General features: G+C 54.8%; 16 protein-coding genes, 4 tRNA genes, 3 rRNA genes and 1 riboswitch. Of the genes, 4 read left to right on the top strand and 19 right to left on the bottom strand.

The features are described from left to right. Nucleotide 1: 1 nt before the first annotated feature. The 6 genes from ilvD to ilvL form a co-directional block, all read right to left on the bottom strand. Nucleotides 2-1,852 (bottom strand): dihydroxy-acid dehydratase, encoded by a 1,851-nt coding sequence (gene ilvD, locus ACMGGH_RS04555; protein WP_047366694.1) that lies wholly within the window; start codon nt 1,850-1,852, stop codon nt 2-4. 60 nt (nt 1,853-1,912) lie between these two features. After that, nucleotides 1,913-2,842, bottom strand: coding sequence for a branched-chain-amino-acid transaminase (ilvE, locus tag ACMGGH_RS04560; RefSeq protein WP_003860182.1), 930 nt, complete (start codon nt 2,840-2,842; stop codon nt 1,913-1,915). 18 nt (nt 2,843-2,860) lie between these two features. Beyond that, nucleotides 2,861-3,124 carry an acetolactate synthase 2 small subunit gene (ilvM, locus tag ACMGGH_RS04565; protein ID WP_003860184.1) on the bottom strand — a complete coding sequence of 88 codons (264 nt, stop codon included), beginning with the start codon at nt 3,122-3,124 and terminating at the stop codon, nt 2,861-2,863. Next, entirely contained in the window at nt 3,121-4,767 is a 1,647-nt protein-coding gene (ilvG, locus tag ACMGGH_RS04570) for an acetolactate synthase 2 catalytic subunit (protein ID WP_069733812.1), read from the bottom strand. Before ilvG ends, ilvM begins: the two co-directional genes overlap by 4 nt. 2 nt (nt 4,768-4,769) lie before the next feature. Next, entirely contained in the window at nt 4,770-4,820 is a 51-nt protein-coding gene (gene ilvX / locus ACMGGH_RS04575; RefSeq protein ID WP_166792073.1) for a peptide IlvX, read from the bottom strand. Between the two features lie 86 nt (nt 4,821-4,906). Further along, entirely contained in the window at nt 4,907-5,005 is a 99-nt protein-coding gene (gene ilvL / locus ACMGGH_RS04580; RefSeq protein WP_001311244.1) for an ilv operon leader peptide, read from the bottom strand. A gap of 341 nt (nt 5,006-5,346) precedes the next feature. Between ilvL and ACMGGH_RS04585 the strand changes: the two genes are divergently transcribed. Next, nucleotides 5,347-6,867, top strand: a complete 1,521-nt coding sequence (locus tag ACMGGH_RS04585) for a YifB family Mg chelatase-like AAA ATPase (RefSeq protein WP_049138398.1) — start codon at nt 5,347-5,349, stop codon at nt 6,865-6,867. A gap of 27 nt (nt 6,868-6,894) precedes the next feature. On the opposite strand, the gene ACMGGH_RS04590 is transcribed toward ACMGGH_RS04585, so the two are convergent. Further along, entirely contained in the window at nt 6,895-7,233 is a 339-nt protein-coding gene (locus ACMGGH_RS04590) for a DUF413 domain-containing protein (protein WP_008501577.1), read from the bottom strand. A gap of 118 nt (nt 7,234-7,351) precedes the next feature. Here ACMGGH_RS04590 and hdfR point away from each other — a divergent pair, with 118 nt between their 5' ends. After that, entirely contained in the window at nt 7,352-8,173 is an 822-nt protein-coding gene (gene hdfR / locus ACMGGH_RS04595) for an HTH-type transcriptional regulator HdfR (protein WP_028014823.1), read from the top strand. Nucleotides 8,174-8,272: 99 nt separating this feature from the next. On the opposite strand, the gene ACMGGH_RS04600 is transcribed toward hdfR, so the two are convergent. The 9 genes from ACMGGH_RS04600 to btuB all read right to left on the bottom strand — a co-directional run bounded on the left by ACMGGH_RS04600 (nt 8,273) and on the right by btuB (nt 16,621). Beyond that, nucleotides 8,273-8,348: transfer RNA gene (locus tag ACMGGH_RS04600), tRNA-Trp, on the bottom strand. Between the two features lie 54 nt (nt 8,349-8,402). Next, nucleotides 8,403-8,479, bottom strand: a tRNA-Asp gene (locus tag ACMGGH_RS04605). Between the two features lie 56 nt (nt 8,480-8,535). Then, nucleotides 8,536-8,651, bottom strand: a 5S ribosomal RNA gene (rrf, locus tag ACMGGH_RS04610). A 67-nt stretch (nt 8,652-8,718) separates the two neighbouring features. Beyond that, a 23S ribosomal RNA gene (locus ACMGGH_RS04615) occupies nt 8,719-11,622 on the bottom strand. 171 nt (nt 11,623-11,793) lie between these two features. After that, a tRNA-Ala gene (locus ACMGGH_RS04620) sits at nt 11,794-11,869 on the bottom strand. Nucleotides 11,870-11,907: 38 nt separating this feature from the next. Continuing rightward, nucleotides 11,908-11,984, bottom strand: a tRNA-Ile gene (locus tag ACMGGH_RS04625). A 70-nt stretch (nt 11,985-12,054) separates the two neighbouring features. Beyond that, a 16S ribosomal RNA gene (locus ACMGGH_RS04630) occupies nt 12,055-13,594 on the bottom strand. The 16S, 23S and 5S rRNA genes sit together here with 4 tRNA genes alongside, the layout of an rRNA operon. 383 nt (nt 13,595-13,977) lie before the next feature. Then, nucleotides 13,978-14,829, bottom strand: a complete 852-nt coding sequence (gene murI / locus ACMGGH_RS04635) for a glutamate racemase (protein ID WP_028014824.1) — start codon at nt 14,827-14,829, stop codon at nt 13,978-13,980. Further along, nucleotides 14,774-16,621, bottom strand: a complete 1,848-nt coding sequence (gene btuB / locus ACMGGH_RS04640; RefSeq protein WP_232949064.1) for a TonB-dependent vitamin B12 receptor BtuB — start codon at nt 16,619-16,621, stop codon at nt 14,774-14,776. The genes murI and btuB overlap by 56 nt, the downstream gene beginning before the upstream one ends. A 65-nt stretch (nt 16,622-16,686) precedes the next feature. Next, nucleotides 16,687-16,863: riboswitch (cobalamin riboswitch) on the bottom strand. A gap of 104 nt (nt 16,864-16,967) precedes the next feature. Here btuB and trmA point away from each other — a divergent pair. Beyond that, entirely contained in the window at nt 16,968-18,068 is a 1,101-nt protein-coding gene (gene trmA, locus ACMGGH_RS04645) for a tRNA (uridine(54)-C5)-methyltransferase TrmA (protein ID WP_045260263.1), read from the top strand. Between the two features lie 55 nt (nt 18,069-18,123). Here trmA and ACMGGH_RS04650 read toward each other — a convergent pair whose 3' ends face one another. Together ACMGGH_RS04650 and fabR are read right to left on the bottom strand one after the other, a co-directional pair. Then, nucleotides 18,124-18,483 carry a YijD family membrane protein gene (locus ACMGGH_RS04650; protein ID WP_008501783.1) on the bottom strand — a complete coding sequence of 120 codons (360 nt, stop codon included), beginning with the start codon at nt 18,481-18,483 and terminating at the stop codon, nt 18,124-18,126. 9 nt (nt 18,484-18,492) lie between these two features. Beyond that, the gene (fabR, locus tag ACMGGH_RS04655) at nt 18,493-19,131 is read right to left on the bottom strand and encodes an HTH-type transcriptional repressor FabR (protein WP_008501784.1); all 639 of its coding nucleotides are present in this window, start codon (nt 19,129-19,131) and stop codon (nt 18,493-18,495) included. A 196-nt stretch (nt 19,132-19,327) separates the two neighbouring features. Between fabR and sthA the strand changes: the two genes are divergently transcribed. Next, on the top strand, nt 19,328-20,728 hold the full coding sequence (gene sthA / locus ACMGGH_RS04660; RefSeq protein ID WP_045260262.1) for a Si-specific NAD(P)(+) transhydrogenase: 1,401 nt from the start codon (nt 19,328-19,330) through the stop codon (nt 20,726-20,728). Here sthA and oxyR read toward each other — a convergent pair. After that, on the bottom strand, nt 20,711-21,628 hold the full coding sequence (oxyR, locus tag ACMGGH_RS04665) for a DNA-binding transcriptional regulator OxyR (protein WP_025758848.1): 918 nt from the start codon (nt 21,626-21,628) through the stop codon (nt 20,711-20,713). The two genes, sthA and oxyR, sit on opposite strands and share 18 nt — an antisense overlap. Nucleotides 21,629-21,728: the final 100 nt, after the last annotated feature.

Consider the following 21,728-nt stretch of genomic DNA (forward strand, 5'->3'; position numbering starts at 1 on the left):
ATTAGCCCCCAAGTTTAGATTTATCGCGCACCGCGCCTTTATCTGCACTGGTTGCAAGGCTCGCGTAGGCGCGCAGGGCGAAGGAGACTTCACGCTGGCGATCTTTCGGCGTCCAGGCTTTGTCGCCGCGGGCTTCCTGCGCTTCACGACGGGCCGCAATCTCCTGGTCGCTCAGCTTGAGCTGAATGCCGCGATTCGGAATGTCGATTTCAATCAGATCGCCATCTTCGATGATCGCGATGTTGCCGCCGCTTGCCGCTTCCGGGGAGACGTGGCCGATGGAGAGACCAGACGTGCCGCCGGAGAAACGACCGTCGGTGATCAGCGCGCAGGCTTTACCGAGGCCCATCGATTTCAGGAAGGTGGTTGGGTAGAGCATCTCCTGCATGCCCGGGCCGCCTTTCGGCCCTTCGTAGCGAATGACAACCACGTCGCCTTCCACCACTTTGCCGCCGAGAATCGCGTCTACCGCTTCATCCTGGCTTTCGTACACTTTCGCCGGACCGGTGAATTTCAGGATACTGTCATCCACGCCTGCGGTTTTCACGATGCAGCCGTTTTCCGCAAAGTTACCGTACAGCACCGCCAGACCGCCGTCTTTGCTGTAGGCGTGCTCCAGCGAGCGGATGCAGCCTTCAGCACGGTCGTCATCCAGCGTGTCCCAGCGGCAATCCTGCGAGAACGCCTGGGTGGTGCGAATACCGGCCGGACCGGCGCGGAACATCTTTTTCACCGCGTCGTCTTTGGTCAGCATCACGTCGTATTGATCCAGCGATTCCGGCAGCGTCAGGCCAAGCACGTTTTTCACGTCGCGGTTCAGCAGCCCGGCGCGATCCAGCTCGCCCAGGATACCGATGACGCCACCCGCACGGTGCACGTCTTCCATGTGGTACTTCTGGGTACTCGGCGCGACTTTACACAGCTGCGGCACTTTGCGGGAGAGCTTGTCGATGTCGCTCATGGTGAAGTCGATTTCGGCTTCCTGCGCGGCGGCCAGCAGGTGCAGAACGGTGTTGGTGGAGCCGCCCATGGCGATATCCAGCGTCATGGCGTTTTCGAACGCCGCTTTACTGGCGATATTGCGCGGCAGCGCGCTGGCATCGTCCTGCTCGTAGTAGCGTTTGGTCAGCTCAACGATACGTTTACCGGCGTTGAGGAACAGCTGCTTACGGTCGGCGTGGGTCGCCAGCAGCGAGCCGTTGCCCGGCTGGGAAAGGCCCAGCGCTTCGGTCAGGCAGTTCATGGAGTTGGCCGTGAACATGCCGGAACAGGAGCCGCAGGTCGGGCACGCGGAGCGTTCCACCTGATCGCTCTGTTCGTCAGAGACTTTCGGGTCTGCACCCTGGATCATCGCATCGACCAGGTCGAGCTTGATGATTTTGTCGGAGAGCTTGGTTTTACCCGCCTCCATCGGACCGCCGGAGACGAAGATCACCGGAATGTTCAGACGCAGGGAGGCCATCAGCATCCCCGGGGTGATTTTGTCGCAGTTGGAGATACAGACCATCGCATCGGCGCAGTGGGCGTTGACCATATACTCCACCGAGTCGGCGATCAGCTCGCGCGACGGCAGTGAATAGAGCATTCCCCCGTGGCCCATTGCGATACCGTCATCCACCGCAATGGTGTTGAACTCTTTCGCCACGCCGCCGGAGGCTTCGATTTGCTCGGCAACCAGCTTACCGAGATCGCGCAGATGCACGTGGCCCGGTACAAACTGGGTGAAGGAGTTCACCACGGCGATAATCGGCTTGCCGAAATCGGCGTCGGTCATTCCGGTGGCGCGCCACAGTGCGCGGGCACCCGCCATGTTACGGCCGTGGGTGGTGGTGGCTGAACGATACTTAGGCATGCTTTATTGACTCCCGTCTGACTATTTAATGGGACGGTGCGTGCCGTCCCACATTTATATTTAGTGATTAACCTGATCCAACCAGCCGTATTTGTCTTCTGTTTCGCCGGTGAAGAGGCCAAAGAACGCCTGCTGAATGCGCTTGGTGACCGGGCCACAGCGGCCTTCGCCCACCTGGATACCGTCTACGCTGCGAACCGGCGTGATTTCAGCCGCGGTACCGGACATGAACACTTCGTCTGCCAGGTAGAGGGATTCGCGGGACAGCACCTGCTCGCGCACTTCGATACCCAGATCTTTCGCCAGCTTGATGATCGCATCACGGGTGATGCCCGGCAGCGCGGAAGAGGTGAACGGCGGGGTAAACAGAATGCCGTCTTTTACTTCAAACAGGTTTTCGCCCGCGCCTTCTGAGATGTAGCCGTTCACGTCGAGGGCGATGCCTTCCTGATAGCCGTGGCGGCGCGCTTCGCTGCCGACCAGCAGTGAGGAGAGGTAGTTACCGCCCGCTTTAGCGGCGGTCGGGATGGTGTTTGGCGCCACGCGGTTCCAGGAAGAAACCATTGCGTCGATCCCCTGATCCAGTGCTTCTGCGCCCAGGTAGGCGCCCCACGGGAACGCAGCAATGATCACATCGGTGTTGTAACCGGCCGGCGGGTTCACGCCCATGCCCACGTCACCCACGAAGACCAGCGGACGAATATAGGCGCTGGTCAGTTTGTTCTGGCGAATCACTTCGCGGCAGGCTTCCATCAGCTCATCAACGCTTTGAGAGACCGGGAAACGATAAATTTTGGCTGAGTCATGCAGACGCTGCATGTGTTCGCGATGGCGGAACACCACTGGCCCTTTGTGAGAATCGTAGCAACGGATGCCTTCAAACACGGAGGTACCGTAGTGCAGCGCATGGGACATCACGTGAACTTTCGCGTCTTCCCAGCGAACCATCTCACCATTGAACCAAATGTAATCAGCTTTTTTTGTCGTCATTTTTTCGTCCTGTCACGCTCAAGCGCGGATTTGTTGTGATGTGGTTGTGCTCTGGCAGATGGCAACATGGGCAACGTCTACCAGCTTTGATAACTGACTAAACAGTAAGTCGACCGGCCGCGGGCTGGCAACGGTTAATTCGATACTGATGTTCTGGGCGTCGGTGGCCGTTTCCATATTCATAGAGCAAATCTGAAAGCCACGGTGGCGAACCACGCGCAATACGCGTTCTAACGTTTCCGGGTTGAAGCGAGCCTGCACGGCGACCTGATGTTGCATCATGATAATTTCTCCAGCATTTGTGAGTTACTGGCACCGGGCGGTACCAACGGCCAGACGTTCTCAAGCTCGTCGATTGAGACATGAAGCAGGTATGGCCCTTCGCTTGACAGCATGGTGTCGAGTGCCGCTTCAACCTGGTCTTTACGGGTGATGTGCTGGCCAGGAATGCCGAAGGCGCTGGCCAGGGTGAGGAAATCGGGGTTATCGGTCAGGGTTGTTTCGCTGTAACGCTCCTGGAAGAACAGCTGCTGCCACTGGCGAACCATCCCTAAACGCTGGTTATCGAGCAACACGATCTTCAGCGGTAACTGCTTGCGCTTCACGGTGCCGAGCTCCTGAACGTTCATCATGAAGGAGCCGTCACCGGAGATACAGATCACGGTATCGTTCGGGCGGGCCACCTGTGCGCCAACGGCTGCCGGCAGGCCAAAGCCCATCGTGCCTAAGCCGCTGGAGGTGATGAAGTTCTCCGGGCGGGTGTAGGTCATGTGCTGGGCTGACCACATCTGATGCTGGCCCACATCCGTCGTCACCACGCTGTCGGCGGGTTTACGGTCGGACAACTGCTTCAACAGCAGCGGCGCATAGATGGCATCGCCTGGGTGATCGTAACGCCAGGCATGCTCAGCGCGCATGTCTGCGGTGTGCTGACGCCATGCGTTGATATCCAGCGGCTGCTCCAGCGCCGGTAACAGCGCGTTAAGATCGCCCTGCAACGCCACGTGCGCCTGACGCAGTTTGTTCATCTCCGCCGGGTCGATATCCATATGGATCACTTTGGCATTCGGCGCGAAGGTATTCAGCTTGCCGGTGACGCGGTCATCGAAACGGGCGCCTGCGACGATAAGCAAGTCGCACTCTTGCACCGCCAGGTTTGCCGCTTTAGTGCCGTGCATTCCCAGCATGCCGAGGTAGTACGGGTAGTCCGCGTCTACCGCACCCAGACCTTTCAGGGTGCAGGTGGCGGGCATTTGCGTGGTTGCAAGGAACGCGCGAAGCGCCGGAACAGCCTGCGCCATCCCCACCCCGCCGCCGACGTACAGCATCGGCTGCTTCGCCTGCGCCATCATCTGACGCGCCTCTTCAACCTCTGCATGCGGAAACGCATCGTCGCTTTTCACGGTGGAGAAATGCGGCTCCAGATCGCCAGGTGCAACCTGGATATCTTTCGGGATATCTACCAGAACCGGGCCAGGACGGCCAGAACTGGCAACCTCGAACGCTTCGGCCATCACGCGCGGCAGCTCTTCGAGGGACTGAACGAGGAAGCTGTGCTTGGTGCAAGCCAGCGATAAGCCGAGGACGTCTACTTCCTGGAAGGCATCGGTGCCGATGAACGGAGAGGCCACCTGACCGGTAATCGCCACGACAGGAACGGAATCGAGCAGCGCGTCAGCCAGGCCGGTGATCAGGTTCGTTGCGCCCGGACCTGAGGTCGCCATGCACACACCGGTTTTACCGGTCGCGCGGGCATAACCAATGGCTGCCATCGCTGCGCCCTGCTCGTGCCGGCACAAGAGGTGTTCCACGCCGCCGTCATACAGTGCATCGTAAATCGGCATAATTGCGCCACCCGGATAACCGAATACGGTTTCGACTCCCTGCGCGCGCAACGCATGTACTACCCATTGTGCCCCATTCATAGTTAGTTCCCCGTCATAAATCTGGAGAAACAGAATTTTGTGCTAGTCGTCATTCTCTGCTCCTCATTTAAGTTTTTTAGTCATAAAAAAACCCCCGGACCTTTCGGTGCGGGGGTCTTAGTTCGTTAAGGCTTGATTTCTAAGCCTTTCCTCGTCCAAGTGCAGCCCCGCACGGTGGGATAATAATCACCACCACGCTAATCACGACCAGGCTAATCACTCGTAGAAGGGCTGTCATTTTCAGTTCTTTTTGCATCTTGTTCGAAGGAATACCTAAAGAGTTATCACAGTTTTTAAATCAAACACAAGATTTATTTATGAAGGATTTGGTTAGCAAGCGAACCAAATTTCATGAACGCATTGTTTTATATGAGGAAATTTGGAAGTGAATATTTTTCATTTTTTTATTGCAGATCTAACCCTTAAAGCGCGTCTTTTTACATTTTGCGAGTGTGCTTCCACGGTGATGCAATGGTTTCAATGCACCCTGAAAATCTCTGAACAGGCGGCGTAAATACGTAAAAAGAGGCTAAACAGAGAAAACAGGCACTGGCATAGTCAGACCAGGAGGTAGTACAAATGTCACTGTCAGTTGTTTATACGCGAGCAGCTCTCGGGGTAAAGGCTCCGCTTATTTCCGTAGAGGTTCATTTGAGTAATGGGCTGCCCGGACTCACGCTTGTCGGGTTACCTGAAACCACGGTTAAAGAGGCCAGGGATCGCGTTCGTAGCGCAATAATAAACAGCGGTTATACCTTCCCCGCAAAGAAGATCACCATCAACCTTGCTCCCGCCGACCTGCCCAAAGAGGGTGGGCGATACGATTTACCTATCGCAATTGCGCTTCTCGCGGCTTCTGAGCAGCTTAATACGACCAGGCTAGGCTCGTATGAGTTCGTGGGTGAACTCGCGCTCACAGGCGCACTGAGAGGCGTTCCCGGTGCGATATCGGGAGCGCTGGAAGCCATACGTGCAGGGCGGCAAATCGTTGTGGCCAATGAAAACGCATCAGAAGTGAGTCTTATTGCAGAAAAGGGATGTCTCATCGCCGGGCATCTTCAGGAAGTGTGCGCCTGGCTGGAAGGCCGCCATGAACTGTCCGAGCCGGAAGAGTACGACGAGGCTATAGCGGATGCGCCAGAAGACCTCAGCGAGATCATGGGACAGGAGCAAGGGAAACGGTCGCTGGAGATTACGGCAGCGGGTGGGCACAATCTCCTGCTGATTGGCCCGCCGGGTACGGGCAAAACCATGCTGGCAAGCAGGCTAAGCGGATTGCTCCCGCCGCTTAATAACCATGAAGCGCTGGAAAGCGCTGCCATCTATAGCCTGATCGGTTCGACGTCGTTGCACAAACAGTGGCGTCGACGTCCCTTTCGTTCCCCGCATCATAGCGCGTCACTGACGGCAATGGTCGGTGGTGGGTCTATTCCGGGGCCGGGTGAGATCTCGCTGGCACACAATGGCATTCTGTTTCTCGATGAGCTGCCTGAGTTTGAGCGCCGCGTGCTGGATGCGCTGAGGGAGCCCATTGAATCCGGTGAGATAAATATTTCACGCACGCGAGCCAAAATAAGCTATCCCGCCCGTTTTCAGCTCGTGGCGGCGATGAACCCCAGTCCGACGGGGCATTATCAGGGCAACCATAACCGCTGTACGCCAGAGCAGACGCTGCGCTATCTGGGAAAGCTGTCTGGCCCGTTTCTCGACCGTTTCGATTTATCACTGGAAATCCCCCTTCCGCCGCCGGGCCTGCTCAGGCAGACGGATAAACTGGGTGAAAGCTCCGCGCATGTTCGCGAGCGGGTTATCGCGGCACAGGCGAGACAGTATGCCCGTCAAAACAGGCTGAATGCACGACTGGATAATGCAGGGATCCGACAGTTTTGTTCTCTTAACGTTGAAGATGCGGCTTGGCTGGAGGAGACGTTGACGCGCTTTGGGCTTTCCATACGTGCGTGGCAGCGCTTGTTAAAAGTAGCCAGAACCATTGCGGACGTGGAGGGCTGTACTGATATTGCGAGGAAACACTTGCAGGAAGCGCTGAGCTATCGGGCGATCGATCGTTTGCTTTTGCATCTGCAAAAGTTACTGGCATAAAAAAAGGGGCCGTAGCCCCTTTTTTTATTAGTCGTCAGACTCGGTGTAGTCTTCTGCACCTTCCATCTGCGGTTTACCGCCAGACAGCGTATGGAAACGTTTTGGACGCTTAATGCGAGCCATGTACTTGATCCATACACGTTCTGCTTCAGACTGCGGCTCACGCTCACCACGGCACACTGAGACAAACTGTTTTTCATCTTCAGTTGCAGGCTCACGTTTACCCAGATCCAGCTCGTTAAAGGCATAACCATGACGCTCAAGCAGCTGCGCCTCTTTGATGGTGAAATCGCCGTGACGAGAGAACCCGCGCGGATAATGTTTATTGTCGAAAAAACGATTAGTCGTCGTAAAGCTTTCCGCCATCCTACACGCTCCTAATTCTTTGGCCGAGCTATTTATGGCGCGGAGTATTAGTTACGCTTGACAGAGTGTAAAACAAAACATTTAAATCATAACGACAAATTATTTTGCGGAGAAAGATGTGGATACGGAATTGCTAAAAACTTTCCTTGAAGTGAGTAGAACGCGTCACTTCGGGCGAGCCGCTGAAGCCCTTTACCTGACGCAGTCAGCAGTCAGTTTTCGTATTCGACAGCTGGAAAATCAACTGGGTGTGAATCTTTTTACCCGCCATCGCAACAATATCCGCCTCACGCCTGCCGGTGAAAAACTGCTTCCGTATGCGGAGACATTGATGAATACCTGGCAGGCAGCGCGCAAAGAGGTTGCGCATACGTCGAGGCACAACGAGTTCTCGATAGGGGCCAGCGCATCTCTGTGGGAATGCATGCTCAGTCAGTGGCTTACCCGGCTATATCACTCCCATGGGCATTTACAATTTGAAGCCAGAATTGCGCAACGTCAGTCGCTAGTTAAGCAACTTCATGAGCGTCAGTTGGATCTGCTGATCACTACAGAAGCCCCCAAGATGGACGAATTTAGCAGCCAGATTGTTGGACAGTTCGGTCTGGCTCTTTATGCTTCTGAACCTTCAAAGATGAAAGCAGACCTGACCTATTTGCGGCTGGAGTGGGGACCTGATTTTCAGCAACATGAGACGGGATTGATCGCACCTGATGATGTTCCACAGTTAACAACCAGTTCTGCCGAGATTGCCTGTCAGCAACTCCCCTTGCTGAAGGGTTGCACCTGGTTACCAGTCCGTTGGGCAGATACCAAGCCTGGACTGCATACCGTGGTGGATTCCACTACCCTTTCGCGGCCGCTGTATGCGATTTGGCTGCAAAATAGCGACAAGCAATCGCAAATAAAAGATCTATTAAAAATCAATGTAATGGATTGATGCTGAGGCCAGCAGGGACGCTGGCTGCATTTAAGAATGCTGAAATTTCACCGGGTTTCAGGCAAAAAAAAATCCTTTGCCGAAGCAAAGGATTCTATATGGCAGGGGCGGAGAGACTCGAACTCGCGACACCCGGTTTTGGAGACCGGTGCTCTACCAACTGAGCTACGCCCCTAAAGTTTTTTGCCATTAAGCCTGCCATTACTGGCAGGCTTAACGTCTTAATAAGTGGCGGAACGGACGGGACTCGAACCCGCGACCCCCTGCGTGACAGGCAGGTATTCTAACCGACTGAACTACCGCTCCACCGAAGACTGCTTGTAACCACCGGATTAATGCACCGGCTTACTACTTAATTTGATGCCTGGCAGTTCCCTACTCTCACATGGGGAGACCCCACACTACCATCGGCGCTACGGCGTTTCACTTCTGAGTTCGGCATGGGGTCAGGTGGGACCACCGCGCTAAAGCCGCCAGGCAAATTCTGTTAATCTGTATCAGGCTGAAAATCGTCTCTCTCACCGCCAAAACACCTTCGGCGTTGTAAGGTTAAGCCTCACGGTTCATTAGTACCGGTTAGCTCAACGCATCGCTGCGCTTACACACCCGGCCTATCAACGTCGTCGTCTTCAACGTTCCTTCAGGAGACTTATAGTCTCAGGGAGAACTCATCTCGGGGCAAGTTTCGTGCTTAGATGCTTTCAGCACTTATCTCTTCCGCATTTAGCTACCGGGCAGTGCCATTGGCATGACAACCCGAACACCAGTGATGCGTCCACTCCGGTCCTCTCGTACTAGGAGCAGCCCCCCTCAATTCTCCAGCGCCCACGGCAGATAGGGACCGAACTGTCTCACGACGTTCTAAACCCAGCTCGCGTACCACTTTAAATGGCGAACAGCCATACCCTTGGGACCTACTTCAGCCCCAGGATGTGATGAGCCGACATCGAGGTGCCAAACACCGCCGTCGATATGAACTCTTGGGCGGTATCAGCCTGTTATCCCCGGAGTACCTTTTATCCGTTGAGCGATGGCCCTTCCATTCAGAACCACCGGATCACTATGACCTGCTTTCGCACCTGCTCGAGCCGTCACTCTCGCAGTCAAGCTAGCTTATGCCATTGCACTAACCTCCTGATGTCCGACCAGGATTAGCTAACCTTCGTGCTCCTCCGTTACTCTTTGGGAGGAGACCGCCCCAGTCAAACTACCCACCAGACACTGTCCGCAACCCGGATTACGGGTCCACGTTAGAACACCAGCCATTAAAGGGTGGTATTTCAAGGACGGCTCCACGCAGACTGGCGTCCACGCTTCAAAGCCTCCCACCTATCCTACACATCAAGGACCAGTGTTCAGTGTCAAGCTATAGTAAAGGTTCACGGGGTCTTTCCGTCTTGCCGCGGGTACACTGCATCTTCACAGCGAGTTCAATTTCACTGAGTCTCGGGTGGAGACAGCCTGGCCATCATTACGCCATTCGTGCAGGTCGGAACTTACCCGACAAGGAATTTCGCTACCTTAGGACCGTTATAGTTACGGCCGCCGTTTACCGGGGCTTCGATCAAGAGCTTCGCGTTGCCGCTAACCCCATCAATTAACCTTCCGGCACCGGGCAGGCGTCACACCGTATACGTCCACTTTCGTGTTTGCACAGTGCTGTGTTTTTAATAAACAGTTGCAGCCAGCTGGTATCTTCGACTGATTTCAGCTCCGTCCGCAGGGACTTCACCTACATATCAGCGTGCCTTCTCCCGAAGTTACGGCACCATTTTGCCTAGTTCCTTCACCCGAGTTCTCTCAAGCGCCTTGGTATTCTCTACCTGACCACCTGTGTCGGTTTGGGGTACGATTTCGTGTTACCTGATGCTTAGAGGCTTTTCCTGGAAGCAGGGCATTTATCACTTCAGCACCGTAGTGCCTCGTCATCACGCCTCAGTGTTAAAGTGAACCGGATTTGCCTGGAACACACACCTACACGCTTAAACCGGGACAACCGTCGCCCGGCTGACATAGCCTTCTCCGTCCCCCCTTCGCAGTAACACCAAGTACAGGAATATTAACCTGTTTCCCATCGACTACGCCTTTCGGCCTCGCCTTAGGGGTCGACTCACCCTGCCCCGATTAACGTTGGACAGGAACCCTTGGTCTTCCGGCGAGCGGGCTTTTCACCCGCTTTATCGTTACTTATGTCAGCATTCGCACTTCTGATACCTCCAGCATGCCTCACAGCACACCTTCAACGGCTTACAGAACGCTCCCCTACCCAACAACACATAGTGTCGCTGCCGCAGCTTCGGTGCATGGTTTAGCCCCGTTACATCTTCCGCGCAGGCCGACTCGACCAGTGAGCTATTACGCTTTCTTTAAATGATGGCTGCTTCTAAGCCAACATCCTGGCTGTCTGTGCCTTCCCACATCGTTTCCCACTTAACCATGACTTTGGGACCTTAGCTGGCGGTCTGGGTTGTTTCCCTCTTCACGACGGACGTTAGCACCCGCCGTGTGTCTCCCGTGATAACATTCTTCGGTATTCGTAGTTTGCATCGGGTTGGTAAGCCGGGATGGCCCCCTAGCCGAAACAGTGCTCTACCCCCGAAGATGAATTCACGAGGCGCTACCTAAATAGCTTTCGGGGAGAACCAGCTATCTCCCGGTTTGATTGGCCTTTCACCCCCAGCCACAGGTCATCCGCTAATTTTTCAACATTAGTCGGTTCGGTCCTCCAGTTAGTGTTACCCAACCTTCAACCTGCCCATGGCTAGATCACCGGGTTTCGGGTCTATACCCTGCAACTTAACGCCCAGTTAAGACTCGGTTTCCCTGCGGCTCCCCTATACGGTTAACCTTGCTACAGAATATAAGTCGCTGACCCATTATACAAAAGGTACGCAGTCACACCACGAAGGTGCTCCCACTGCTTGTACGTACACGGTTTCAGGTTCTTTTTCACTCCCCTCGCCGGGGTTCTTTTCGCCTTTCCCTCACGGTACTGGTTCACTATCGGTCAGTCAGGAGTATTTAGCCTTGGAGGATGGTCCCCCCATATTCAGACAGGATACCACGTGTCCCGCCCTACTCTTCGAGTTCACAACCTGTGCATTTTCGTGTACGGGACTGTCACCCTGTACCGTGCGACTTTCCAGACGCTTCCACTAACACACAAGCTGATTCAGACTCCGGGCTGCTCCCCGTTCGCTCGCCGCTACTGGGGGAATCTCGGTTGATTTCTTTTCCTCGGGGTACTTAGATGTTTCAGTTCCCCCGGTTCGCCTCGTTAACCTATGTATTCAGTTAACGATAGTGTGACGAATCACACTGGGTTTCCCCATTCGGACATCGACGGGTCAAAGGTTCATATCACCTCGCCGTCGCTTTTCGCAGATTAGCACGTCCTTCATCGCCTCTGACTGCCAGGGCATCCACCGTGTACGCTTAGTCGCTTAACCTCACAACCCGAAGATGTTTCACTTCTGATTGCGAAAATTTGAGAGACTCGAACACACCATTAAAGATGTGTCGTTTCAATTTTCAGCTTGATCCAGATTTTTAAAGAGCAAAACTTCGCAGTGCACCTTTTCAGGTTCACTCTGAAGTTTTCTTGTGTTCGCAGTAAAAGATGGTGGAGCTATGCGGGATCGAACCGCAGACCTCCTGCGTGCAAAGCAGGCGCTCTCCCAGCTGAGCTATAGCCCCATCGTTTTGCCAACCTCTTCAAATTTGCTTCGCAAATTTGGTAGGCCTGAGTGGACTTGAACCACCGACCTCACCCTTATCAGGGGTGCGCTCTAACCACCTGAGCTACAAGCCTGTAGAGGTTTTTTACTGCTGTTTTTCATCAGACAATCTGTGTGAGCACTGCAAAGGCAGGTTCTTTAAGGTAAGGAGGTGATCCAACCGCAGGTTCCCCTACGGTTACCTTGTTACGACTTCACCCCAGTCATGAATCACAAAGTGGTAAGCGCCCTCCCGAAGGTTAAGCTACCTACTTCTTTTGCAACCCACTCCCATGGTGTGACGGGCGGTGTGTACAAGGCCCGGGAACGTATTCACCGTGGCATTCTGATCCACGATTACTAGCGATTCCGACTTCATGGAGTCGAGTTGCAGACTCCAATCCGGACTACGACGCACTTTATGAGGTCCGCTTGCTCTCGCGAGGTCGCTTCTCTTTGTATGCGCCATTGTAGCACGTGTGTAGCCCTACTCGTAAGGGCCATGATGACTTGACGTCATCCCCACCTTCCTCCAGTTTATCACTGGCAGTCTCCTTTGAGTTCCCGGCCTAACCGCTGGCAACAAAGGATAAGGGTTGCGCTCGTTGCGGGACTTAACCCAACATTTCACAACACGAGCTGACGACAGCCATGCAGCACCTGTCTCAGAGTTCCCGAAGGCACCAAAGCATCTCTGCTAAGTTCTCTGGATGTCAAGAGTAGGTAAGGTTCTTCGCGTTGCATCGAATTAAACCACATGCTCCACCGCTTGTGCGGGCCCCCGTCAATTCATTTGAGTTTTAACCTTGCGGCCGTACTCCCCAGGCGGTCGACTTAACGCGTTAGCTCCGGAAGCCACGCCTCAAGGGCACAACCTCCAAGTCGACATCGTTTACGGCGTGGACTACCAGGGTATCTAATCCTGTTTGCTCCCCACGCTTTCGCACCTGAGCGTCAGTCTTTGTCCAGGGGGCCGCCTTCGCCACCGGTATTCCTCCAGATCTCTACGCATTTCACCGCTACACCTGGAATTCTACCCCCCTCTACAAGACTCTAGCCTGCCAGTTTCGAATGCAGTTCCCAGGTTGAGCCCGGGGATTTCACATCCGACTTGACAGACCGCCTGCGTGCGCTTTACGCCCAGTAATTCCGATTAACGCTTGCACCCTCCGTATTACCGCGGCTGCTGGCACGGAGTTAGCCGGTGCTTCTTCTGCGGGTAACGTCAATCGACAAGGTTATTAACCTTATCGCCTTCCTCCCCGCTGAAAGTACTTTACAACCCGAAGGCCTTCTTCATACACGCGGCATGGCTGCATCAGGCTTGCGCCCATTGTGCAATATTCCCCACTGCTGCCTCCCGTAGGAGTCTGGACCGTGTCTCAGTTCCAGTGTGGCTGGTCATCCTCTCAGACCAGCTAGGGATCGTCGCCTAGGTGAGCCGTTACCCCACCTACTAGCTAATCCCATCTGGGCACATCTGATGGCAAGAGGCCCGAAGGTCCCCCTCTTTGGTCTTGCGACGTTATGCGGTATTAGCTACCGTTTCCAGTAGTTATCCCCCTCCATCAGGCAGTTTCCCAGACATTACTCACCCGTCCGCCACTCGTCACCCGAGAGCAAGCTCTCTGTGCTACCGTTCGACTTGCATGTGTTAGGCCTGCCGCCAGCGTTCAATCTGAGCCATGATCAAACTCTTCAATTTAAGTTTGATGCTCGTGAATTAAACTTCGTAATGAATTACGTATGTTCACTCAGAGACTTGGTATTCATTTATTGTCCGAAGACATTAAGAATCCATGTCACTTTGAGTGCCCACACAGATTGTCTGATAAATTGTTAAAGAGCAGTTGCAACGCGGCTTTCAGCTCACCGTTGCGAGGTCCCGTATATTACGTTTTCCTCATTCAGAGTCAAGCGATTATTTTCACTTTTCTCTGTTGGCGTTCATCTCTGAACCCCGCTAACCCGGCGGCCTGTAAGCCGTTGTTCCGTGTCAGTGGAGGCGCATTATAGGGAGTTCTCAGACGTTGACAACCCCTCTTTTAAAAAAAACTTTCAACCGTCTCTTTTTTGCTCAAAACCGTGCTACAGCGCCAGTTTTTCGAGCGTTTCAAAGCCATAACGGCGTAAAACGGGTAAAAGTTGCTCAGTCTCTTTCGTGATAGCCATGCAAAATGCGATATTTGCATCGGTAGATTTCGCATCCGGCGCTTCATGCTCCAGCAGCCAGGCCGTACGACGGGCGATCGCCGCACCAGAATCCACCAGCCGCGTCCCCTCCGGAAGCACTTCTAATAGCTCTTCCTGCAAGAGAGGGAAGTGGGTGCAGCCCAGCACAACCGTATCCGGTGGTTCGGGCATCCGCAGCCACGGACGAAGAATACGACGCAGCTCTTCGAGCGATACCGTCTCGCCGTGCAGTTTCGCTTCCGCCATCTCCACCAGCTCTGCGGAGCCAAGCATTGCAATCTGGCATTCGTTAGCAAAACGGTCGATCAGCTCGCGGGTATAAGGACGCTTCACCGTGCCACGCGTGGCAAGCAAGCCCACGATACCGTTCGCCGTCAGGCGCGCGGCAGGCTTTATGGCAGGAACAACGCCCACAACCGGGAACTGGAATTTCTCACGCAGGGCGGGAAGAGAAACGGTGCTCGCCGTATTACAGGCAATGACCGCCAGCGCAAGGGGATAGCGCTTTTGTACCGCGGTGACGATTTCAACCACGCGCTCAACGATAAAGTCCTCACTCTTCTCCCCATACGGAAAAGCGACGTTATCGAAGGCGTAGATGTAATGGAGATCCGGCAGGAGATGCCGAATCTCATCGTAGACCGAAAGCCCACCGACGCCGGAATCAAACACCAGCACGGTAGGGCGCGGATTAGAAGGTGTAGCTGCCAGACAAGGTGTATTCCCGTCCTGCAGTTTGGTAGCCATAAACTGTCTCGTAATCTTTATCGAACAGGTTGGCTATTTTACCACGAACTGTGAGGTGTGAGGTGACCGGATATGAAACTGCGACATCCCACAGGCTCACACCGCCCATTTTCACTTTTTCTGACGGATAAGAACCAAAATCGGTGTCGTAACGCGTGCCGAGATAATGATACGTCAGGCTCCAGTCGAAATCATAGATCTGCGTATCGAGCTGATATTTCACCTGCTGCTTAGCACGACGGTCCAGAAGTTCGTTGGTCGCCGCATTGCGGGCATCCACATAGTCGTAACCAACGGTATGCGTCAACGGACCTGTATCAAACGACGCCGTCGCTTCCACACCCTTAATGCGTGCTTTGCCGACGTTGTAATATTCCTGAAGGTTATTATTGAAGTCGATGAGATTATCAACGTCATTACGATAGCCGGACACGCGCCAGCTCACGCCTGCCGTCAGGCCTTCAAACGCCCCTTCCCACTGCTTGCTCTCTTCTGGATCAAGATGGTCATTGCCATAGAAGCCATAGAGTTGACCCAGATTCGGGGCCTTATAGGCCGTACCATAAGAAGCAATGAAGCGGTAACCGTCCACGAACTCCCACGCTGCACTGCTTTGCCAGGTGCCATGGCGACCAAACTGAGAGTTGTCATCGCTGCGAACCGCCCCTTCCAGAGTGAAATCGCCCAGCTGCTGCAGCCCGGTCAGGTAGACGCCGGTGTTGCGCAGGTCGTAGCCGTTGGTCACGTAGTTTGTACCCGGCTCGGTGCTCTGCTTCTGCCAGTCAACGCCCGCACCAATGTTCCCGTGCCCCACATCAACGGAGTTGAGCCACTGAACGTTGTACTGTTTGATTTCATCCAGCGTGGCCGTCGAATCGTAACGGCCCAAATTAGGGTCGTAGTTATAGTCTTTGCTGTGGCTATAGCTGGTGAGCAGCTGTGAATGGAATATATCCTCGTTGAAGCGTAATCCTGCGTCCCAGGTCTGGCTATAGAGCTGGCGGGTATCGACCAGAACGTCAGGGGTAAATGAGCTGTAGTAACCGTCATAGGCCGTACGGTTGCTGTAGCCAAAGCCGCGAACAAATCCGCTCCACTGGTCTGAGAATGCGTGATCCAGTGCGCCGTAGAGCGTTTTATTCATAAATCCGTCGCGATCGGTCTGGGCAAGGCCACCATTGTTGCCGTCCGCAACCACATCGAAACCTTTGGTATAGGTGTAATCCCCCGCCAGCGTGACGCGCGTGCTGTCGCCCAGCGTTTGCTGGGTACTGCCGCCATAATTCTGGTAACCGTGCGACCCTACGCCGGCATTCAGCGTCGTACCGTCCTTCGTGCGGGTGGTAATAATGTTGACTACACCGCCAATCGCATCCGAGCCGTATACCGCCGAACGCGGTCCACGCACATATTCGATACGCTGCACCAGGGAGATCGGGAACTGGCTGAGATCGGACGACCCCGTGACGCCCGCCTGGTTAAGGCGGATGCCGTCAACGAGAATCAGGACATGGCTGGAGTTGGTGCCACGGATAAAGAGAGAAGAGAGTTGCCCCATCCCGCCATTTTGCGCCGTATCCACGCCGGGCAGGCGACGCATAACGTCCAGCACCGAGGTTGATTGCCAGCGGTCAATATCGGCACGCGTAACCACCGACGTTGCTGCCAGAATAGTTTTTTCAGGTTGTTCAAAACGATTTGCCGTCACCACCAACGAGTCAGCGCTATCCTGCGCCCAGCCCGAAAATGCCGTGACGGACAGCGCCGTCAACAGCGATACTTTTTTAATCATTGTTAAAGCATCCACAATATAAGAAGGATGCCGCAGGCCTCATCTATAGCACGCGATGATGAAACCAAATGCGACGTGATCCCGGCAGGTCTTCGGGCTAGGTGGCGTTATACGGATGAAGACTTCCCATTTTCACAGTGTCTACAGCTCTCATCCCGCCAGTCTTTACCGCTGCGCGTCAGCTCCAGATTTTCACTGGATTCCCTTTTCACTCTCAGGAGACCGGAAACAGAATGCTACAATTAGACACGTATAGATGTCCAGACAGCTATTGGCCATTAAATCTGGACATCCCCTGAACAATCCCTACAATCCCCGCGTAATTCTTTATCACTCAGGACGCATCATGACCCCAGAACACCTCCCGACAGAACAGTACGACGCGCAGCTGGCCGAGAAAGTTGTCCGCCTGCAAAGTATGATGACGCCTTTCAACGCGCCCGTTCCCGAGGTGTTCCGCTCCCCTGTCAGCCACTACCGCATGCGCGCCGAGTTCCGCATCTGGCATGACGGCGACGACCTGTACCACATCATTTTCGATCAGCAGACCAAATCGCGCATTCGCGTGGACAGCTTCCCGGCAGCGAGCGAGCTTATCAACCAGCTGATGACGCTGATCATTGAAGGCGTGCGCAACAATCCGGTGCTGCGCAACAAGCTGTTCCAGATTGACTATCTGACCACGCAAAGCAATCAGGCGATTGTCTCTCTGCTGTACCACAAAGCGCTGACCGACGAATGGCGCGAGCAGGCCGAAGCCCTGCGCGATGCGCTGCGTGCGCAGAACATCAACGTGCACCTGATTGGCCGCGCGACCAAAACCAAAATTATGCTGGATCAGGATTACGTCGACGAGCGTCTGCCGGTGGCGGGTAAAGAGATGGTTTACCGTCAGGTGGAGAACAGCTTCACCCAGCCGAATGCCGCGATGAACGTGCAGATGCTGGAGTGGGCGCTGAAGGCGACGGAAGGGTCTAAGGGCGATCTGCTTGAACTGTACTGCGGTAACGGCAACTTCTCGCTGGCGCTGGCGCGTAACTTCGAACGCGTGCTGGCAACGGAAATCGCCAAGCCGTCGGTAGCGGCCGCGCAGTACAACATCGCCGCTAACCATATCGATAACGTGCAGATCATTCGCATGGCGGCAGAAGAGTTCACCCAGGCCATGAACGGTGTACGCCAGTTTAACCGCCTGGAAGGGATCGATTTGAAGAGCTATCAGTGTGAGACGATTTTTGTCGACCCGCCGCGCAGTGGCCTGGACAGCGAAACCGAGAAGATGGTGCAGGCGTACCCGCGTATTTTGTACATCTCCTGTAACCCGGAGACGCTGTGCAAGAATCTGGAAACATTAAGCCAGACGCACAAGGTTGAACGTCTGGCGCTGTTCGATCAGTTCCCGTATACACACCATATGGAGTGCGGTGTACTGCTCACGGCGAAGTAACTAGCCGGCGTTTTTGGCAGGTGGCGCTTCGCTTACCTGCCCTACTCAGACCCCATTACTCTGGCAGTTGACTCTTGCGGCTACGCATGCGCGAGCCAATCCAGAACACCAGCGCCACGGACAGTACCGCAGGGAAGAAGTTAGAGCCGATATCCGGATACTCCGCGCGCACCACGGTGCTATACAGCAATACGCCCAGAATAAAACAGGCAGCGGCCAGCCCCGGTAACCCGACCGGCATCGTACGGTTCAGGTAACGCTGATGCAGGCAGTAGACCGTCAGCACCAGCGCAATAAGTGGGAAAATCGAAAATGGCACGATGGAGCTAAAAATAGCGGCAAACGTGCCATTAATGGATAAGCCAGCGATCAATGCCAGCAACAGCGTCCCTTTATCCTGACCTGACTGTTTCATTACTCACCTTCACTCTTCGGTTTGATGTGCCAGTTTCTCTTGTTCACGGCGATACCAGTAGTACGCGCCTTTGGAGATCATCCTGAGCTGCAATACCAGTCGCTCTTCAAGCTGCTTGCGTTGTTCAATGCTGACGTCCAGCGCTTCGGCACCCGCGCTGAACACAATCGTCACCATCGCCTCGGCCTGTGCTTCAGTAAAGGCACGCGGCATATGGTTTTCGAGTTCAAGATAGTCGGCAAGTTCCGCGATGAAGTGCTGAATTTCCCGCGCGACGGCGGCACGAAACGCTGCCGATGTGCCCGAACGCTCGCGCAAAAGCAGACGAAACGCGTTGGGGTTATTGCCGATAAATTCCATAAACGTCGACACGGAGGTGCGGATCACGCTGCCGCCTTTGGCGATACGCTGACGCGCCTGGCGCATCAGCTGGCGCAGCATCAAACCGCTCTCGTCGACCATGGTCAGGCCCAGTTCATCCACATCACGGAAGTGACGATAGAAGGACGTTGGCGCAATCCCGGCCTCGCGTGCGACTTCGCGCAGGCTCAAACTGGCAAAACTCCGCTCAGCACTCAGTTGACTGAATGCGGCTTCCACCAGCGAACGCCGGGTTTTCTCTTTTTGTTGTGCTCTTACGCCCATCACGATAGTTGAATCCTTCCAAAGGCCTGATGGCACTATACCAGAGAATAAAATTAATCTGTTTGCTCAGCTTTGTGAATGATTGTTTACGTGCGGTTTGTGCTCCACTGCCGGAAAAAAGCACAACGATAATTGGGTTACCCTGGCAATGATGTTATGATTCTGTTGCTTTTATGTATAAGAACAGGTAAGCCTTGCCATGCCACATTCCTACGATTACGACGCAATAGTTATTGGTTCCGGCCCCGGCGGCGAAGGTGCTGCTATGGGTCTGGTGAAACAGGGAGCCAGAGTAGCGGTCATCGAGCGCTACCATAATGTCGGCGGCGGTTGCACCCACTGGGGCACCATCCCTTCGAAAGCCCTCCGCCACGCCGTTAGCCGCATTATCGAATTTAACCAGAACCCTCTTTACAGCGACCACTCCCGACTTCTTCGTTCCTCCTTTGCCGACATCCTGAATCACGCGGATACCGTCATTAACCAGCAGACGCGCATGCGTCAGGGCTTTTATGAGCGTAACCATTGTGAAATCCTGCAGGGCAACGCGCATTTTGTGGATGAACACACCCTGGCACTCGAATGCCACGACGGTTCGATTGAGACAATCACCGCTGAAAAATTTGTTATTGCCTGCGGTTCACGCCCTTACCATCCGGCCGACGTCGACTTCTCACACCCGCGCGTCTACGACAGCGACTCCATTCTGAGCCTGCACCATGAACCCCGCCACGTCATTATCTATGGCGCAGGGGTCATCGGCTGCGAATACGCGTCGATCTTCCGCGGAATGGATGTCAAAGTTGACCTGATTAACACCCGCGACCGCCTGCTGGCGTTCCTCGATCAGGAAATGTCAGACTCCCTCTCCTATCACTTCTGGAACAGCGGCGTGGTGATTCGCCACAACGAAGAGTACGAGAAAATAGAAGGCTGCGATGACGGTGTGATCATGCACCTGAAGTCCGGTAAGAAGCTGAAAGCCGACTGCCTGCTGTACGCCAACGGCCGTACCGGCAATACCGATTCACTGCGGCTGGAAAATATCGGGCTTGAAACAGACAGCCGCGGTCAGCTGAAGGTCAACAGCATGTATCAGACCGCGCTGCCGCACGTATACGCGGTGGGCGACGTAATTGGCTACCCGAGCCTGGCCTCCGCCGCTTACGATCAGGGCCGCATTGCCGCTCAGGCGCTGGTGAAAGGCGAAGCGACGGCGCATCTGATCGAGGATATCCCGACGGGGATCTACACCATTCCGGAAATCAGTTCCGTGGGGAAAACCGAACAGCAGCTGACGTCAATGAAGGTGCCTTACGAGGTGGGTCGCGCGCAGTTTAAACATCTGGCGCGGGCGCAGATCGTGGGGATGAGCGTAGGTACGCTGAAAATTCTGTTCCATCGCGAGACGAAAGAGATCCTCGGGATTCACTGCTTTGGTGAACGCGCGGCGGAAATCATTCATATCGGTCAGGCAATCATGGAGCAGAAAGGCGGTGGTAACACCATTGAGTACTTCGTTAACACCACCTTTAACTACCCGACCATGGCAGAAGCCTATCGGGTAGCCGCGCTGAACGGCTTAAACCGCCTGTTTTAACGCGCTGTCGAAATGGCCATCCATCGCACCGCGGATGGCCTCTGCCAGCTGCTCATAGCGGCTGCGCAGCGGTGACCCTGGACGATACACCAGGCCGATCGTGCGACGCGGCTCCGGCTTAATGCACGGCAGGTACACCACGCCATCACGCTTACGCTCGCGCGGCACGGCCAGCGCAGGCAGCAACGTAATACCGCTTCCCGCCGCCACCATATTACGCAGCGTTTCCAGACTGGTTGCGCGGAAGTGGGTATCTTCGTCAGCGCCCGCTTCGAAGCAGAAGCCCATCGCCTGATCGCGCAGGCAGTGACCGTCTTCCAGCATCAGCAGCTTTTCACCGGCCAGATCGGCCATCGGCACGCGATCGCGGTTCGCCCACGGGTGATCTTCATAGATCGCCAGCATCATCGGCTCATCGAACAGCGGTACTTCAATAAACGCTTCGCTCTCTTTTACCAGCGCCAGAATGGCGCAGTCGAGCTTGCCGCTGTCCAGCTGCGCCAGCAGCTGATGGGTTTGCGCTTCGTGCAGGTACATTTCGAGTTTCGGGAACGTCTGGTGCAGCATCGGAATGATGTGCGGTAACAGGTACGGGCCAACGGTTGGGATCAGGCCAATATGCAGCGGGCCGGACATGGCCTCTCCCTGCTGGCTTGCCATTTCCTTGAGCACTTTGACCTCGCGCAGCACGGTGCGCGCCTGATCCACCAGCAGAAGACCGGCCTGGGTGAACAGCACCTTACGGCTGGTGCGCTCCAGCAGCATCACGCCCAGCTCGTCTTCCAGCTTGCGGATCTGCCCGCTCAGCGTCGGCTGGCTGACGTGGCAGGAATCTGCCGCGCGGCGAAAGTGACGATGCTCGGCTAACGCTACCAGGTATTCAAGATCACGAATATTCATTATTCATCCTCCGTCGCCACGATAGTTCATGGCGATAGATAGCATAGCAATGAACGATTATCCCTATCAAGCATTCTGTTGAATAATACGCCACATAGAC

The sequence above is a fragment of the Enterobacter sp. BNK-16 genome (genome assembly GCF_048684955.1).
Taxonomy (GTDB): Bacteria; Pseudomonadota; Gammaproteobacteria; order Enterobacterales; family Enterobacteriaceae; genus Enterobacter; species Enterobacter bugandensis.

Bases quoted from the DNA above. Each gene is read 5' to 3' on its own strand.
- ilvD (WP_047366694.1), bottom strand. From the start codon at position 1,852: ATGCCTAAGTATCGTTCAGCCACCACCACCCACGGCCGTAACATGGCG.
- ilvE (WP_003860182.1), bottom strand. From the start codon at position 2,842: ATGACGACAAAAAAAGCTGATTACATTTGGTTCAATGGTGAGATGGTT.
- ilvM (WP_003860184.1), bottom strand. From the start codon at position 3,124: ATGATGCAACATCAGGTCGCCGTGCAGGCTCGCTTCAACCCGGAAACG.
- ilvG (WP_069733812.1), bottom strand. From the start codon at position 4,767: ATGAATGGGGCACAATGGGTAGTACATGCGTTGCGCGCGCAGGGAGTC.
- ilvL (WP_001311244.1), bottom strand. From the start codon at position 5,005: ATGACAGCCCTTCTACGAGTGATTAGCCTGGTCGTGATTAGCGTGGTG.
- ACMGGH_RS04585 (WP_049138398.1), top strand. From the start codon at position 5,347: ATGTCACTGTCAGTTGTTTATACGCGAGCAGCTCTCGGGGTAAAGGCT.
- ACMGGH_RS04590 (WP_008501577.1), bottom strand. From the start codon at position 7,233: ATGGCGGAAAGCTTTACGACGACTAATCGTTTTTTCGACAATAAACAT.
- murI (WP_028014824.1), bottom strand. From the start codon at position 14,829: ATGGCTACCAAACTGCAGGACGGGAATACACCTTGTCTGGCAGCTACA.
- btuB (WP_232949064.1), bottom strand. From the start codon at position 16,621: ATGATTAAAAAAGTATCGCTGTTGACGGCGCTGTCCGTCACGGCATTT.
- trmA (WP_045260263.1), top strand. From the start codon at position 16,968: ATGACCCCAGAACACCTCCCGACAGAACAGTACGACGCGCAGCTGGCC.
- ACMGGH_RS04650 (WP_008501783.1), bottom strand. From the start codon at position 18,483: ATGAAACAGTCAGGTCAGGATAAAGGGACGCTGTTGCTGGCATTGATC.
- sthA (WP_045260262.1), top strand. From the start codon at position 19,328: ATGCCACATTCCTACGATTACGACGCAATAGTTATTGGTTCCGGCCCC.
- oxyR (WP_025758848.1), bottom strand. From the start codon at position 21,628: ATGAATATTCGTGATCTTGAATACCTGGTAGCGTTAGCCGAGCATCGT.